A 14,519-nucleotide genomic window follows, 5' to 3' on the forward strand; every position below is an offset into this window, starting at 1 on the left:
ACTTTTCTCATCAAGGAGAAAAGTGACAAACCTCCCAGCGGAGGAACAAGCCCCGGAGGCAGAGCAGGAAGGAAGTGGGAGGTAGCTGCGGTTAGTGAATTGAAGGGTAGTATATCGCCGTTTTTGGTGAGAACACCAACAGCGGGGATATATTTCAATCAGGAACCTCGTCCAATTTGCCAATCAGGAGATTGGCTGTCCGGGAAGTGCGGAGAGCGCTGCCGCTAACTCTCCGCACAACGCAAGTGAAATCCGTGTTTGAGGCTGGCGCCTCACTGCAGTTGCAAACTGCAGACCATGGTAGGTCCAAGTTGAAAACTTGAACCAGAGGAGAGGTAAAAAAGGCAAACAACCCCTGCTTAACTTTTTAAGGAGAAGCATTTAAAATGACTTTAACCAACTGGCACCTAATGGCAGCCCCGAAATTCAAAGACCGTTTCGTATCTTCAAGCTTCCAAACACCTACAAAACCCTTTACATGAGAATTGTTTACACGCTGGCCCTCTTCTTAGGGGCTAGTCTGGGGCTTTTCGCCCAAACGGGGCAACCCCAGAAAGCCAACTACCAGCTGGCTTCCCGCTTCTCTCCCAAAAAACTGGAGAAGCTAATTTTCACCACCAGCCTGGATCCGCACTGGCTGAAGCAAACCGACCGGTTCTGGTACCAGTATGAGACCTCCAACGGCAAGAACTGGTACATCGTGGATCCGGCCACCAAATCAAAGCAGGCCATCTTCAACACAGACCAGTTGGCTGCAGCCATCACTACTATCGTACGTGACCCGTTCGATGCGCAGCACCTGCCCATTGAGAACCTCAAGTTCACCGAGGACGAAAAGAACGTGCAGTTTGAGGTGAAGAGCACCATTGACCAGGTAAAGAAAGACCGCCTGGATAAAAAGGCCGCTGACTCACTGGAGAAGAAAACCTTCTACTTCCAGTACAACCTGGCCACCCGCAAGCTCACCGAGCTGAAGGACTACAACAAGCCTAAACGTAAGCCTATGTGGGCCTCCATCTCCCCAGACCAGAAGTTTGTGGTGTTCGCCAAAGAGCACAACCTGTACTGGATGGACCGCGCTAACTACGAGAAAGCCCTCAAAAATGAGAAGGACTCTACCATTGTAGAAACCAAGTTCACCACCGATGGCGTGGAAAACTACTCTTACGGCGACTCTCAGGGCGAAACCAACGTGGAGCGTGAGAAGAACCGCAAGAACCGCAAGCCTGCTTTCATCATGTGGTCGCCGGATTCTAAGTATTTCCTCATGACCCGCACCGATGCCCGCAAAGTGAAAGACCTGTGGGTACTGCACAACACCGCCACCGGACGTCCGGCGCTGGAAACCTACAAGTACCAGATGCCTGGCGAGAAAGAGGCGCCAATCAGAGAATTGCTGTTGTTCAACTTCGCGGATAAAACCGCCAAGAAAATCAACACCGCGGCTTTCAAAGACCAGGAGATTTCGGTGTGGCCAGCGCCCGCCAAGCAAAGCTCCCGCGATGACGAGTTCCGCGCCAGCCTGTGGCACGGCACCAACAGCAAAGTCTACTTCACCCGCACCAGCCGCGACCTGAAGAAGATTGACGTGCTTTCCCTGGACGTACCATCCGGCACCGTGAAGCCATTGATTGACGAGCGCTTTAATACCTACGTGGAAGTAAGCCGGGTGGGCCTAGTAAACGGCGGAAGCGAGTTGATCCATTGGTCTGAGCGCGATGGCTGGGGCCATTTCTACCTCTATGATGGCAACGGCAAGCTGAAAAACCAGATCACTTCCGGCGCTTACCACTGCGAGGAGATCGTGGGCATTGATGACAAAGCCCGCGTACTGTATTTCACCGCCAACGGCCGCGAAGCCAAGGAAGACCCCTACTACCTGCACCTGTACCGCGTGAACTTTGACGGCTCTGGCCTGAAACTTCTCAACAGCGGCAACTTTGATCACCAGGTGAGCATGAACGACAGCCGCAAGTTCTTCGTGAACAACGCCTCGCGCGTGAACACCGTGCCGGTTTCAGCGCTGTATGACAGCAACGGCAAAAAAGTGATGGACCTGGAGAAAGCAGATCTGTCCCGCCTCATGACCACTTCTTACAAGTTCCCGGAGCCTTTCATCGTGAAAGCTGATGACGGCGTGACCGACCTTTACGGCGTGATGTACAAGCCTTTTGACTTCGACTCCACCAAGAAGTACCCCATCATTGAGTATATCTACCCGGGCCCGCAGACCGAAGCCGTGAACAAGGCCTTCGGCAGAAGCATGGACCGCATGGACCGTCTGGCCCAGATGGGTTTCATTGTCATTACTGTGGGTAACCGCGGTGGTCACCCGGCGCGCTCCAAGTGGTATCACACCTTCGGCTACGGTAACCTGCGTGATTACGGTCTGGCAGATAAGAAAGCCGCCGTGGAGCAATTGGCTGATCGGCACAAGTTCATTGACATTAATCGCGTGGGCATCACCGGTCACTCTGGTGGCGGGTTCATGTCTACCGCCGCCATGCTGGTGTACCCAGACTTCTTCAAGGTGGCCGTATCGGGTGCCGGAAACCACGAGAACAACATCTATAACCGCTGGTGGTCTGAGAAGCACCATGGCGTGAAGGAAGTGATCACCGCCAAAGGCGACACCACCTTCCAGTACACCATCGATAAGAACCCGGAGTTGGCCAAGAACCTGAAAGGCCACCTGTTGCTTACCCACGGCGACGTGGACAACAACGTGCACCCTGCCAACAGCATCAGAATGGCCGATGCCCTCATTAAGGCCAATAAACGCTTTGATTTTGTGATGATGCCCGGCCAGCGCCACGGCTACGGCGACATGACGGAGTACTCCTTCTGGATGACCGCTGATTACTTCTCTAAATACCTCCTTGGTGACTTCTCTCAGCCGGTAGACATCATGGAAATGAACAGAGAGGCCGAGCAGAACAACAAGAGACCTTCCAGCAACAGAACCGCTCAACCTGAAAACGAGGAATAGTCCTTCACTACTTTAGCACCAAAAGCCGCAGCCTGTTCAGACTGCGGCTTTTTTATTTCACTGGCTTTAGGAAAATCTACTGCTTTCTTTCATCCCCCACGAAGGTCCTCACCCTAGTATCTGTAACGAGTAGTCACTTCTTCGTCCCCCTTTGAAGGGGGTAGGGGGATGACTACTCGTGCAGAGAATGGCGTTCCTAAGAGGTAGGGGCAATCCCTTGTGGTTGCCCTTCACACTAGGAGGATAAATGCACTTAGCAAAAGTATCGGTTCGTGAAGCTGCCATGTCATCCCCTACCCCCTTCAAAGGGGGACAGATCGGCTTGCCGCAGTTTTTGACTGCAGATCCAGGCCTATAAACCTTACTTTTAACCTGTAATCTATTTCAGGGCTGTTTTCAGAAAAAGGAGACAGAAATGGGGTTACAAGAGCAGATAGTAATCCTTTCAGCGGCTTCGGCAAAGGCTACCAATCCTTTTATATACTGTTTTCCGTATAAAGCATCTATGAAAAAACTGCTCCTCGGTTTGCTGCCTTTGCTTTACCTGTTTACTTCCTGTTCCAGAGAAAATGCCGTTCAATATGAGACCAATCCGTCTGCCGATGCGGTAGCGGCTTCGCCTAGCGTTTCTTTTACCAGCTTCGCCGGGGAACTGCCGGCGCTGGCTTTGCCTTTCAAGGCGACCTGCTCTTTTGAATACACCTTCGGGGCCAGATTAGACACCACGGTGGCCGGCAGTTACCTTAAACCGCACGAGATTCCTTACCGCCGATTGCCGATTAACAAGGAGGTGACTGCCCTCCTAGTGCTCTTTCCGTCAGATGAAACCGTGCCCAGGATCAGGACTTATAACCAGGAGGGAACCCAGCTAGATGAACAGGATTTGAAATTCAACCCCTGCGGCGAGGAGCCCGGCTTTAAACACAGCGAGCAATTCACCATCCAAAAGGACTTCACCATTGAGCACCTGGACAGCACCACCCGGTGGCAATTTGATGCAGCGTACAATGAGGTGCCCAACACTAGAAAGCTCACCGTCACCCGCAAACGCTTCAAGATTTCGCCGCAGGGAGATATCACTGAAATAAAGTAACCGGCGGCAGCACCAGGAACCTGCCGTAGCTTTTACCTTCGCGCAACTGTTTATTCTATGAAAGACTTCAAGAAATATTACCTGCTGCCGGCCACGCCGGAAGAAGTGTATATAGCCCTTACCAACCCCATTACGCTGGAGATCTGGACCGGCGAAACCGCCGAGATGTCCACAGAACCCGGCTCTGAGTTCTCGCTCTGGGAAGGCAGCATTGTGGGCAAGAACCTAGAATTTGAGGAAAACAAGAAGCTGGTGCAGCAGTGGTATTTTGAGGGCGAACCCGAGGACTCCATTGTGACCATCAAACTGCACCCGCACAAGCAGGGCTGCTCCATGGAGGTAAAGCAGACCAACATCCCAGACGAGGCCTACGATGAACTGGTGGAAGGCTGGAACGATGCCTACGCCGGCGCTCTGCTGAATTTCTTTGAAGAGCAGTAGCCAACCCCGTAACAGCGTTTCCTATTTTTTGACCTGATTTCACAAAAAAGGCCGGTAAACTACCGGCCTTTTCTTTTGTGCTTTTACGTGGGGTTAGTCTTTGTCCCACCAAACTTTGCCGTACAGGCCATCGGTACCGCCAAACTGACGCTGCACTGCCTCTTTATAGTTAGCTTCGTTCGTGAACAGCTCAGTGGTGGCATAGCCTTGTCTTGTAGGGATGGCCGTTCCGCCGGGGCTGATCAGCTCATTGGGGTAGCCGGTCCTTCTCCACTCGGCCCAGGCCTCAAACCCGTGCATGTACAAATGCACCCACCGTTGCTCGGCAATCTGCTCCAACGCCATTGCGGGGTCATACTGCACACCTGGTTTGGTTAACAAAGCATTGGCTGCGGCAATGGCAGATGCCTCGGAAAAAGTTGGGCTAACGGTCCACTGAATCACCGAATTCCGGATGGCCAGGTCATAGTTGGTTTTGGCTTCGGTGTCGCCACCGGCAATCCAGCCTAGTTTAGCGGCTTCGGCTTTGGCAAACAGCAGTTGGGCGTACGTCACCAGGTGAATGCTGGCATCTTGTTTCCAGATGGCAGTTCCCAGCAAGGATACCGCGGTGGTGCTTAGGTTCTCCGTTTTCCCGAACTCCTGCCCTACGTACTGACCGGCGGAGTTTTTGTCGCCGTAAACCGCCAGCCTTGGGTCTTCTACCGGCTTCATTTTGTCTACCAGGGTATTGCTCAAAGCCCACCATTTCCGGTTCTGAGTGAAGACCTGGCCGTACCAGTAATTTTGGTTGTTTGCATCTGGCAGGTGCTTGAACACCAGGTTGTCATTGTTAGACGTCATGATGCCAGCGGTCAAAGCCTTATTGAACTCCTCGCTTCCTTTGGTTGGGTTCACTTTAGAAAGACGCAAGGCCATGAGTAACCTGATGGAGTTACCCAGCTTTTTCCACTTGGTCATATCACCGCCATAAATGATGTCATTGGCGATGGTCCCGGGCACTATGCTTTTATCAGCCTCATCTAAAAGCAAGAACAGGTTGTTGTAGATAGATTCCTGGGTATCGTATTTAGGCGTAAGGTTTTCTTTGCCTTGCAGGGCCTCTGAGTACGGCACGTCTCCCCATCGGTCTGTGATGTGCCACATGAAATAGGCTTTCAGGATTTTGGCCACCGCCAGTTGGTTCACGATAGGTCCTTCTTTCACATCCAGGTTCTGGGATTTAAGCACAGATTCAAGGTTCATTAAGGGGCCCTGGTACAGGCCATAGAAACTGGAGCTTACCTGGGTGTAGAGAGACAGGTTGGGGTACTGGGTCTCTGACAGGTACTGGGCATAGTATTCTCCCTGCGGAGACGCGCTCAGTCCTGGCAGGGAAAGTGCCGCGTTGGCAATCAGCTGGGTATTGGAAGCCACTACGGGCAGGTTTGGATTCACGTTCATGTCTCCAAAGTCATTGCAGCTCCCCAAAAGAAAACAAGAGAGCAGTACTATATAAATCTTCTTCATGCTGTTTCTTCTTAAAAGGTGATGTTGAGATTAACCCCGTAGGAACGCACCGTGTTAGACTGACCAGACTCATACCAGCTGATTGATTGGCCACCGGTAGAGAGTTCTGACGGGTCTAAGCCTTTCGGGGCTTTCTGCCACAACTGCGCCACGTTACGGGAGATGAAAGCGATGCCCACTCTTTCAAAAGGCAATTTGCTGAGCATGGCTTTCTCAAAAGTATAGCCCAGGCGCAGTTCTCTCAGTTTCACGTAAGAGGCATCGTAAATCCATTCTTCGTACACGTGGGTACCCAAGGTGGTTCTGTAGTAGGCGCGGGCGTCTACGAAGCCGTTGAACTCCTGACCGCTTACGTCAACGTTGTTGATCTTCACGCCCGGGCCATAGATGCCGTTTACTTTCACCCCTCCGCCTTCAGACACGGCATCACGTACGTTTTTGCCGTTCTCGTTGAGGGCAGCGGTTTCCGGGGCCATTCCGGTTTTCACGGCCAGCATTCTGGAGCGGCTGAAGAACTGTCCGCCAATCTGGTAGTCAATCATGGCGCCTAACTCCACTTTCCAGATTTTAAAGGAGTTTTGGAAACCGCCCGTTAGATCTGGCAGCACGCTTCCAAAGTCATGGTTGCTCTCGGTAAACAAGGGCCGGTTGTCCTTATCAAGCAAGATTTTACCGGTGGCCTCATCCCGCTGATACGCTTTTCCAATCAAGCTACCGAAAGGCTTACCCACGTACGAGTTCAGGTAAGAGGTAACGCCAGAGTAGGTGGTGTTGTCATAGGTATAGACATTGGTGCCAGGGTATAACTCTTTCACCATGCTCCGGTTGCGGTTCAGGTTGAAGGTAGCATCCCAGGTGAATCTATCAGACTGGACAGGGGTGGCCATCAAGGAAAGCTCAATCCCGTTGTTTTCAATTAAACCGGCGTTGATCACGGTAGAACCATACCCGCTGGTGCCAGACACATCCAGGTTCAGGATCTGGTTTTTGTTCCGCTGCACATAATACGTGAACGCCATGCCTACTCTGCCTTGCAGGAACTTGAGGTCCAAACCTGCTTCATAGGAATGCGCGAAAGAAGGCTTGATGGCTGGATTATTCAGGTTGTCCGGAATAAACAAGGTATTGGTAGTAGCATTGGGAGCAGCGTAGATGCCACCTACCCCGTAGTTGTATGAAGTTCTGTACACATCCAAGTCAGCACCGGCCTGAGCATAGCTCAACCGCACCTTACCAAAAGAAAGCGGGTTCCAGCCGATCAGCTCACTGAACACCATGGAGCCGGAAACTGATGGGTACCAGTACGAGTTGTTATTTTCTGGCAGAGCCGAGGAGTTATCGTTCCTGATAGAGGCATCCAGGAAGTAGGTGTCCTTATAGCCTAAAGAAAGCATCCCGAATCCGCTTCTGATCTGTTTTTCCAAAAGGTAGGATGAAACAGCCGGTCGGTCAATGGAAGCCGCGATGTTGTAGTAGTTCGGGCTGGAGAGTCCCCCCACGGTAGCTTGTGACACGTAGGTATACTTCCGGTCGAAGATGTTGGTACCCACGTTCGCGTTCAGTGAGAAATCACCCCACTCTTTGGTATACTGGGCCAGAAACTCATAGTTGTTCTCGCGGTTCTGGTACTTGCCCACAGAGTACCCCGGAATTCTTCTTCCCCCGAAAGCCACGCGGGATTCGATGTTCTGGGTGAACATATCTGACCGCACAAAACCGCTCAGTTTCAGGGAAGGCAATACCTGCCAGGATAAACCTACGTCTCCAAAGAACCGATCTCTGCTGTCATTACTGGTGTTCTCATACGCGTCAAAATACGGGTTGTCCCAATACAGGCCCCGCAGGTTGGTGATCTCGCCGGTGGTGGTGCTAGGCCGACTCAGGTTCCACTGCAGGATAGAGCCATCCGGGTAGCGGTAGTTTTTCATACGCTCCATGTCAATGTTCCGCTGGAACCACTGCACCATGTACCGGGCTCCCCACTCAGACCCCTGTGAAGGACGCTGGGCGCTGTTGGTGGCGTAGTTGATGTTGGTGGAGAGCGTCAGTTTTTTGGTTAAGTCCAAAGCAGCACTTAAACCCAGGTTGTTTCTCTTAAGCCAGGTATTTGGCTCCACGCCCTCAATTCTGGTATCGTTGAAGCTTAACCGGAAGGTGGTGTTCTCGTTTCCGCCGGAAACACTCACGCCGTTGTTCAGGTTGGACCCAGTTTCATAGAAATCCTCAATGTTATTAGGGTGAGCCACAAACGGAGTCAACTGTCTGTACTCTGGGTCCTGCGGGTAAAAACTGAACACCTGGCGCACCAAGGTGCCATCCATCTTTGGTCCCCAGCTTTCGTCAATGCTCATGTCCACGTATTTGTCACCGTTGGGCAGGGTTCTCCAGGTTTGGCTGGATCCGCCGCCGTACACATTCTGCAGTGGCAAGAAATTACCGGCCTTCTCCACCGAAAAAGCAGAATTCAACTGCACCGATACCTTTTTAGCTCCTTTCTTGCCTTTCTTGGTGGTGATCATCAACACGCCGTATTGTCCTCTGATGCCGTACAGCGCCGAAGCCGGCGGACCTTTCAATACGTTGATAGACTCAATATCCTCCGGGTTGATATCCTGACCAAGGTTACCGTAGTCTGCCCGGTCACTTCCGGCAAAGTTGGCGTTGGAGATTGGCGTTCCGTCCACCACAATCAGCGGCTCGCCGGTGCCTTGGATAGAGTTCACACCTCTGATCTTGATTTTCTGGGTACCGCCCATGCTTGATCCGGAGGAGCCCACTACCTGCACCCCGGCCACTTTCCCGGCCAAGGCACCCAGTACGTTCTGCTCTTTGGTATAGGTCAGGTTTTCTCCTTTCACTTCTTGGGTAGAATAACCTAAGGAGCGCTCACTGCGCTGGATGCCTAAAGCGGTTACCACCACTTCATCCAAGGCCTTGGCATCAGGAGACAGGGAAATATTGAATGAGGATTGGCCCGCTACGGGTATCTCGCGGGTCAGGTAGCCCAGGTAACTGAGCACCAGTACGGCGTTGTCATCCGCTACCCTGATTTTGAAATCCCCATTGGCATCGGTGGAGGTGCCGTTGGTGGTGCCTTTGACCACCACACTGACGCCGGGCAAGCCGCTGCCGTCGTCTGAGGCGGTTACTTTGCCGCTTATTTCCCGCTGCTGCGCATAGACCATGCCCAGCGAGGAGAGTAGCGCCAGTAAAAGAAGTAGTGTTTTCTTCATGCTTTAGTTTGGTTTAGTAGGTGAGAATAAGGTTTATGAAAGGTTTGTTGGTGCCTCCGGAAATACGAACGGATAATATATATAAAATCAAATATCTCCTAAAGTATGACCAAAAAATCTATACTTTTTTAAAAGGCACTGAGGCTTTTATAATAAACCAAGGAAACAATCTCCTCTTTTTATAAAAAAATTAAAATCATGATGCTGCGGATGATTTCCACAAACCTTAACCAGATGAATATGCCGCAAAAAATCAGCCTGCCTTTTAAGTCTGATTTTCAGAAATCGGGCTTAAAAGGCAGGCTGATTTTTCCTTTTCTTAAGAGTCAGGAAAGGTTCTCTACACTTTCAATAATATAGGTCTAAGGAACTCAGTCCTGGAAGTTCGTAGGGGCTTTGGCCTTTTTTCTGCTGATAACTTTGTCCATCACGTGGGAAGTGAGCAGCACTGCATTGACACCTATGAAATTGCGCCAGAAAACAGGTGCACCTGAGGTGGGTTTCACAAAGTAATGGTGCGCTGCCAAGGCATTCATCATCCCGAAGGTAGCCCAGCCCGTTTCGTCATTTTCCGGGGCTTTTCCCCCGTTGAAGGCAGCCAGTGACATCACGTGCAAGCCTGCCGCCGACCAATAGGCCCCGTTTTTGGCAAACCCGATGGAACTCACCAAACCTACCACGGCCTCGCCTACCAGGAACATAACCACTTTACTTTCCTTCTTTTCTTTCACCTCTTGCCTGAAAGAGATTCTCTGATCAAAAGACGGAGTAAAAGTGCCTTTTTCAGCGCCGTAAGCCATCAAGGACTCACTTGGCCTTGAGAGGCGCAGGATGGTAGTGGTCTCCCCAGAGACTGAGTCAGCAGAAGCGATAGACCGGGCGGAATCTGTTGCCACAGAGAGGCGCTGACCTTGGCTGAGGCTAGGCAGGAGCAATAAAAGGAGAACAAGGGAGTAGAATGACTTTTTCATTGGATTTGCAGCAGGCGCACAGGTAAGATTCACCTATCATCGGTTTCGTTGCATAAACACGAATATATATAGAAAAACACTAATACAATCTAGCTCCGTGATTTGCTTTGTCTTAGTATTTCCAAATTTTCATTCGCTGTTTTTTGCGGTTGATCGTTATATAAGACATCAGTAAAAGAGGAAGTTATGAGAAACTGCTACATGCTATCGCTACTCTTGCTATGGGCTACTTGCGGCTGGGCCCAGACCAATCCGCCCGGTGCCACAGAACGGGTAAAAGTAACGGTGCCCCAGGGCATGCGCAGCTCGCCTTTCAACACAGACCGCTTTGTTTCCTTGCCCAGGAACTTCTCTCTGGCCGTCTACACCCGCATCTCCGGCGCCCGGTTCATGGCCATTGCGCCCAACGGTGATCTGCTGGTATCGGTACCGGGACAAGGTCGGGTGAAGCTGGTGCGGCCCAATGCCACCGGCGATCCGCAGGTAACTGACTTCGTGAGCGGGCTCGCCCGACCCCATGACTTGGTTTTCCACGAGATCAACGGTACCATCTATCTGTATGTATCGGAGAAGAACAAGGTAAGCCGCTATACTTACCAAAACGGGGATTTAACGGGGCGTAACCGCGAGGTCATTGTAGACAACCTGCCGGATGCGAGCCTTCCTGAGCTGAACGGCAACTACGGCCACGAACTGAAGAACATCGCCCTGGACCGGAACCACAACCTGTACGTGTCTATTGCCTCTACCTGCAACGCCTGCCTTTCAGATACCCAGAGTGATCCCATCAGGGGAGCCATTTACGTGTATGATGCCCAAGGGAAAAACCGACGGCTTTTCGCCCAGGGCCTCCGCAACGCTGAGGGGCTGGCTTTTATCCCGGGCACTGATGAACTCTGGGTGACCGTGAACAACCGCGACCAGATCCGTTACCCCTTCAATGATGCCACCGGCAACTATGGCAAGATCATCCCCAGCTACGTAGACAACAACCCGCCGGAGGAATTCACCAAAGTGCGTGACGGCGGAAACTACGGCTGGCCTTTCTGTAACCCCACCTTTGCGGAAGGCCCGGACAACATGCCCTTCGCTCCGGATTATGAGCTGAACAAAAACAGCACCGTCAACTGCGACAACATGGACCGGATCTCCAAAGGGATAGCCGCCCACTCCGCCCCGCTGGGTTTCATCTTCACTCAGGGAACCGGATTGGCTGCCCCGTACAACAACGGCGCCATCATTGCCCTGCACGGCTCCTGGAACCGCACGAAGAAAACCGGCTACAAAGTGATCTACTTCCCTTGGGACGCAGCCACCCAGAAACCCGGCCTGCAGGTTTCCCTTATAGACCACATCCTGAACGAAGACTCCACCAGCGCTTGGGCCCGACCCGTGGATGTAGCCATTGACTTACAAGGCAACCTGCTGGTCTCTGATGACCAAAGCGGCACCATCTTCAAGATGACATACCATGATCCGCTGGGCGCAGGAGACAACCTGCCGGCGGGCCATCAGGTAAGCGTGGCACCTATGCCGGCGCAGAAAAGCACGCTGCTTACCATTGAGGTACCAGCGTCCATGAGGGCAACCGTTACCCTAGTGAACCTGCAGGGCGATAAACTCTGGGAAACGACGCAGAACCTTGGCAGCGGAAGCACCAAAATCAGGGTAGCCACCCATCACCTGGCCGCGGGCATGTATCTATTGCAGGTAGTAACGCCTGCTTTCCAGGTCTCCAGGAAAGTAGTGGTACAAAAAGAGTAAGGTAGTAGGAGGATTATTAGTCCTGAGAGTCTGACGACTTGAAGGTCCACACCTGCCCGGGGGTGATGACGGCATCCAGGGTAAGGTCCGTGGCACTTACATCATCAATGATCTCCACGGGAGACTCCAGGGAGAGGCCCAGTTTTTGGCTCATTTGTGGCAAAAGGGCCAGAAAACGGTCATAGTAACCTTTGCCGTAGCCCACGCGGTGGCCTTGAAGGTCAAACGCCAGCAAAGGAACCAACACGATGTCAATCTCAGACTCTGGGATGGGCAGGGCGTTTACCGGCTCCGGAATGCCCCACTTGCTTTCCTGTAGTTGGGTATCGGGGGTGATGAGGAAGTGGGCCATGGAAAAGTCCTTCGGGTTGGCCACGGGCACTGCCACCTGTACATTGTGTTGCCACAGCTGCTGCACAATGGGCCAGGTATTGATTTCCTGCTGATGCCTGATGGGCAGGAAAGTATGAACCGTCTGCCCCGGCTTGGGCGCGAACTCGGCCAGGAAACGCTCCGCGATGCGTGCGCTGCAGACTTCTACTTCTTCGGCCGTGAACTGCATGCGCCGCTGGGAATACTCCTTTCTAAGATCAGCTTTCAGGGCCATGGCTATTCTTCCTGAAGTACGGTAAAACAGTAGGAAAACGGCTTAAAGGCGGCCACCAGTTCCTGGATGAAGTTGGGGTTGTTGGTCTGGTAGGTGAGCAGGTTGTCTACGCGCTCCTGTAGCACACCCGTAGGGAAAAGCTTCTCCTTGAGGTTGGCCAATTGGTTATAGGCCGTGTCATTTTTGTTTTCCACGGCTTTGTTCAGCTTTTTCTCCAGCATCTGGAAGCTGTTCAGCGCTTTCTGAGTTTCGGCACCCACGGCTTTCACCAAAGTAGGATCAATGGATTGGGCTAGCTCCTCTATCTGCCTGAAGGCCTCTTCCACGGCATCGCGCTGTTGTTGCAGACTTACCTCTTCCTGGTTCAGCAGCTCGGCCAGGCGTTTCTTCAGCTCGGGCAACTCCCGGAACATCTCCGCCACGGTGAAACCTAGTTTCTCCATGCGCTGAGCATTGGGCTTGGTGATATACATGGCAGAGTTGCGCAGCATCACCGCCGGATAAGGCACGCCATAGGCTTCAAACGTGCCTTTCAACTGGAACCAGTATGCCACCTCGGCCCCACCCCCAATGTACGCCAGGTTGGGAAGCACCAGTTCCTGGTACAGGGGCCGCAGCACTACGTTAGGGCTGAATTTTTCGGGCTGCTCCTGGGTTAAGGCCAGAATCTGCTCGCGGGTGAAAGCCAGGTCGGTGTTCAGGACTTTGTAGAGGCCATCTTCCTGCACAATGCGCTCACGCAGGTTCTGGTCCAGGTAAAATAGGTTGATCTCGCGCACCATCACCTGCGGTTTGTAGTGCTGCTCCAGGGCCGCATTGGTTTTGGTGACGGCTTTATATCCTACCTGCTCGGTGAGTTCGCGCTGCGCGACAGGGCTGAACGCCTGCTTCAGAGTGCGGCTATCTCCGTCTACGCACACCACACCGTACTCCCCAAACAAACCGTTCACGATCTGGCGCATGGCCTCGGCCAGGGTAGCGCTGCCGGTGTAGGCCTGCTCAAACAACGGATAGCTCTCCGGCATCTCGTCCAGCAGCTCATTCAGACCATCGGTGGAGAAACGTCCCACGGCTCCTTTGGCATCACTCTCCCAGGCATACTGCTTCCCAAAAAGCGTGAAGTGGTTCACCTCGGCAAAGTCGTGGTCCTCTGTGGCCATCCAGTACACCGGCACAAACTTATAGTCTGGGTAGGCTTTCTGCAGCTCGCGGGCCGTGTTGATGGCCGTTACAATCTTGTAGATGAAGTACAGCGGCCCGGTGAACAGGTTCAATTGGTGCCCCGTGGTGATGGTAAAAGTCCGGGCATCGGCGAGCGCCGAAATATTGGCCTGCACCGCCTCCGTCATTTCCAAGCCCTGGTATTGCCTATTCAGTTCCTCCACCAACACCTGCCGCCGTTCTACCGGGAAATTCCGCTCCTGAATGAGGGCCGGAAACGAGCTGATTTCAGGAAAATGGGCGTAAAACGGCCGGAGTTTGGCATCCTTCCGCAGATAGTCCAGCACAAGCGAGGAAAAGGCACCGGTGGCGCTATAGTCAATACAGGAAACTTTCATAGTAAGGGCATGCCGGCGTTAAGCGCGCACGCCGTGCAAAGGTAAAATCTATTTTCAGAATAATACCCGTAGTACGTTTCTAAGCCAGTGGTGGATGGTGTCGTGCAGGAAACTGCGTGGTTCAGTTACGTTTTAGGGCCCATTTCTGTAAATGAGGATGAAAACAACTTCACCACCCCGCCCTTCGGGCACCCCTCCTAAATTAGGAGGGGAGTTTTTGTCTGCCAACGCTATTTCGTTTGCTCAAAAGACCTCGCAGCGTCCGGAGGTCCTGCGAGCGTCTGTGCCAGGAGCCTCTCCTTTCGCCAATCAGGAGATTGGCTGTCCGGTTTGTGCGTAGAGCGCTGCCGCTA

The 14,519-nt window shown here is 52.6% G+C and carries 9 protein-coding genes; 4 read left to right on the forward strand and 5 right to left on the reverse strand.

Annotated features, from left to right (window positions below):
* The first annotated feature begins 478 nt into the window (after window positions 1-478).
* From J3P34_RS10385 to J3P34_RS10395, 3 genes are all read left to right on the forward strand, one after another.
* The gene (locus J3P34_RS10385) at window positions 479-2,989 is read left to right on the forward strand and encodes a S9 family peptidase (RefSeq protein ID WP_210488401.1); all 2,511 of its coding nucleotides are present in this window, start codon (window positions 479-481) and stop codon (window positions 2,987-2,989) included.
* 505 nt (window positions 2,990-3,494) lie between these two features.
* Complete coding sequence (locus J3P34_RS10390) at window positions 3,495-4,082, forward strand: hypothetical protein (protein ID WP_210488403.1); 588 nt, start codon at window positions 3,495-3,497, stop codon at window positions 4,080-4,082.
* 57 nt (window positions 4,083-4,139) lie between these two features.
* Window positions 4,140-4,523, forward strand: coding sequence for an SRPBCC domain-containing protein (locus J3P34_RS10395; RefSeq protein ID WP_210463164.1), 384 nt, complete (start codon window positions 4,140-4,142; stop codon window positions 4,521-4,523).
* A gap of 93 nt (window positions 4,524-4,616) precedes the next feature.
* Here J3P34_RS10395 and J3P34_RS10400 read toward each other — a convergent pair whose 3' ends face one another.
* The 3 genes from J3P34_RS10400 to J3P34_RS10410 all read right to left on the reverse strand — a co-directional run bounded on the left by J3P34_RS10400 (window position 4,617) and on the right by J3P34_RS10410 (window position 10,236).
* Complete coding sequence (locus tag J3P34_RS10400; RefSeq protein ID WP_210488405.1) at window positions 4,617-6,032, reverse strand: SusD/RagB family nutrient-binding outer membrane lipoprotein; 1,416 nt, start codon at window positions 6,030-6,032, stop codon at window positions 4,617-4,619.
* A gap of 11 nt (window positions 6,033-6,043) precedes the next feature.
* Window positions 6,044-9,265: a SusC/RagA family TonB-linked outer membrane protein gene (locus J3P34_RS10405; RefSeq protein WP_210488407.1), complete on the reverse strand. Its 3,222-nt coding sequence runs from the start codon at window positions 9,263-9,265 to the stop codon at window positions 6,044-6,046.
* A gap of 371 nt (window positions 9,266-9,636) precedes the next feature.
* Complete coding sequence (locus J3P34_RS10410) at window positions 9,637-10,236, reverse strand: hypothetical protein (RefSeq protein ID WP_210488409.1); 600 nt, start codon at window positions 10,234-10,236, stop codon at window positions 9,637-9,639.
* A gap of 201 nt (window positions 10,237-10,437) precedes the next feature.
* Between J3P34_RS10410 and J3P34_RS10415 the strand changes: the two genes are divergently transcribed.
* A complete protein-coding gene (locus tag J3P34_RS10415) occupies window positions 10,438-12,000 on the forward strand; it encodes a PQQ-dependent sugar dehydrogenase (protein WP_210488412.1) in 1,563 nt (520 codons plus the stop codon).
* A gap of 16 nt (window positions 12,001-12,016) precedes the next feature.
* Here J3P34_RS10415 and J3P34_RS10420 read toward each other — a convergent pair whose 3' ends face one another.
* Window positions 12,017-12,607, reverse strand: a complete 591-nt coding sequence (locus J3P34_RS10420) for a 5-formyltetrahydrofolate cyclo-ligase (protein ID WP_210488414.1) — start codon at window positions 12,605-12,607, stop codon at window positions 12,017-12,019.
* Between the two features lie 2 nt (window positions 12,608-12,609).
* Complete coding sequence (gene bshC, locus J3P34_RS10425) at window positions 12,610-14,166, reverse strand: bacillithiol biosynthesis cysteine-adding enzyme BshC (RefSeq protein ID WP_210488416.1); 1,557 nt, start codon at window positions 14,164-14,166, stop codon at window positions 12,610-12,612.
* Window positions 14,167-14,519 lie beyond the last annotated feature (353 nt).

The organism is Rufibacter aurantiacus, assembly GCF_017916345.1.
GTDB classification, from domain to species: domain Bacteria; phylum Bacteroidota; class Bacteroidia; order Cytophagales; family Hymenobacteraceae; genus Nibribacter; species Nibribacter roseolus.

Bases quoted from the DNA above. Each gene is read 5' to 3' on its own strand.
- J3P34_RS10385 (WP_210488401.1), top strand. From the start codon at position 479: ATGAGAATTGTTTACACGCTGGCCCTCTTCTTAGGGGCTAGTCTGGGG.
- J3P34_RS10390 (WP_210488403.1), top strand. From the start codon at position 3,495: ATGAAAAAACTGCTCCTCGGTTTGCTGCCTTTGCTTTACCTGTTTACT.
- J3P34_RS10395 (WP_210463164.1), top strand. From the start codon at position 4,140: ATGAAAGACTTCAAGAAATATTACCTGCTGCCGGCCACGCCGGAAGAA.
- J3P34_RS10400 (WP_210488405.1), bottom strand. From the start codon at position 6,032: ATGAAGAAGATTTATATAGTACTGCTCTCTTGTTTTCTTTTGGGGAGC.
- J3P34_RS10405 (WP_210488407.1), bottom strand. From the start codon at position 9,265: ATGAAGAAAACACTACTTCTTTTACTGGCGCTACTCTCCTCGCTGGGC.
- J3P34_RS10410 (WP_210488409.1), bottom strand. From the start codon at position 10,236: ATGAAAAAGTCATTCTACTCCCTTGTTCTCCTTTTATTGCTCCTGCCT.
- J3P34_RS10415 (WP_210488412.1), top strand. From the start codon at position 10,438: ATGCTATCGCTACTCTTGCTATGGGCTACTTGCGGCTGGGCCCAGACC.
- J3P34_RS10420 (WP_210488414.1), bottom strand. From the start codon at position 12,607: ATGGCCCTGAAAGCTGATCTTAGAAAGGAGTATTCCCAGCGGCGCATG.
- bshC (WP_210488416.1), bottom strand. From the start codon at position 14,166: ATGAAAGTTTCCTGTATTGACTATAGCGCCACCGGTGCCTTTTCCTCG.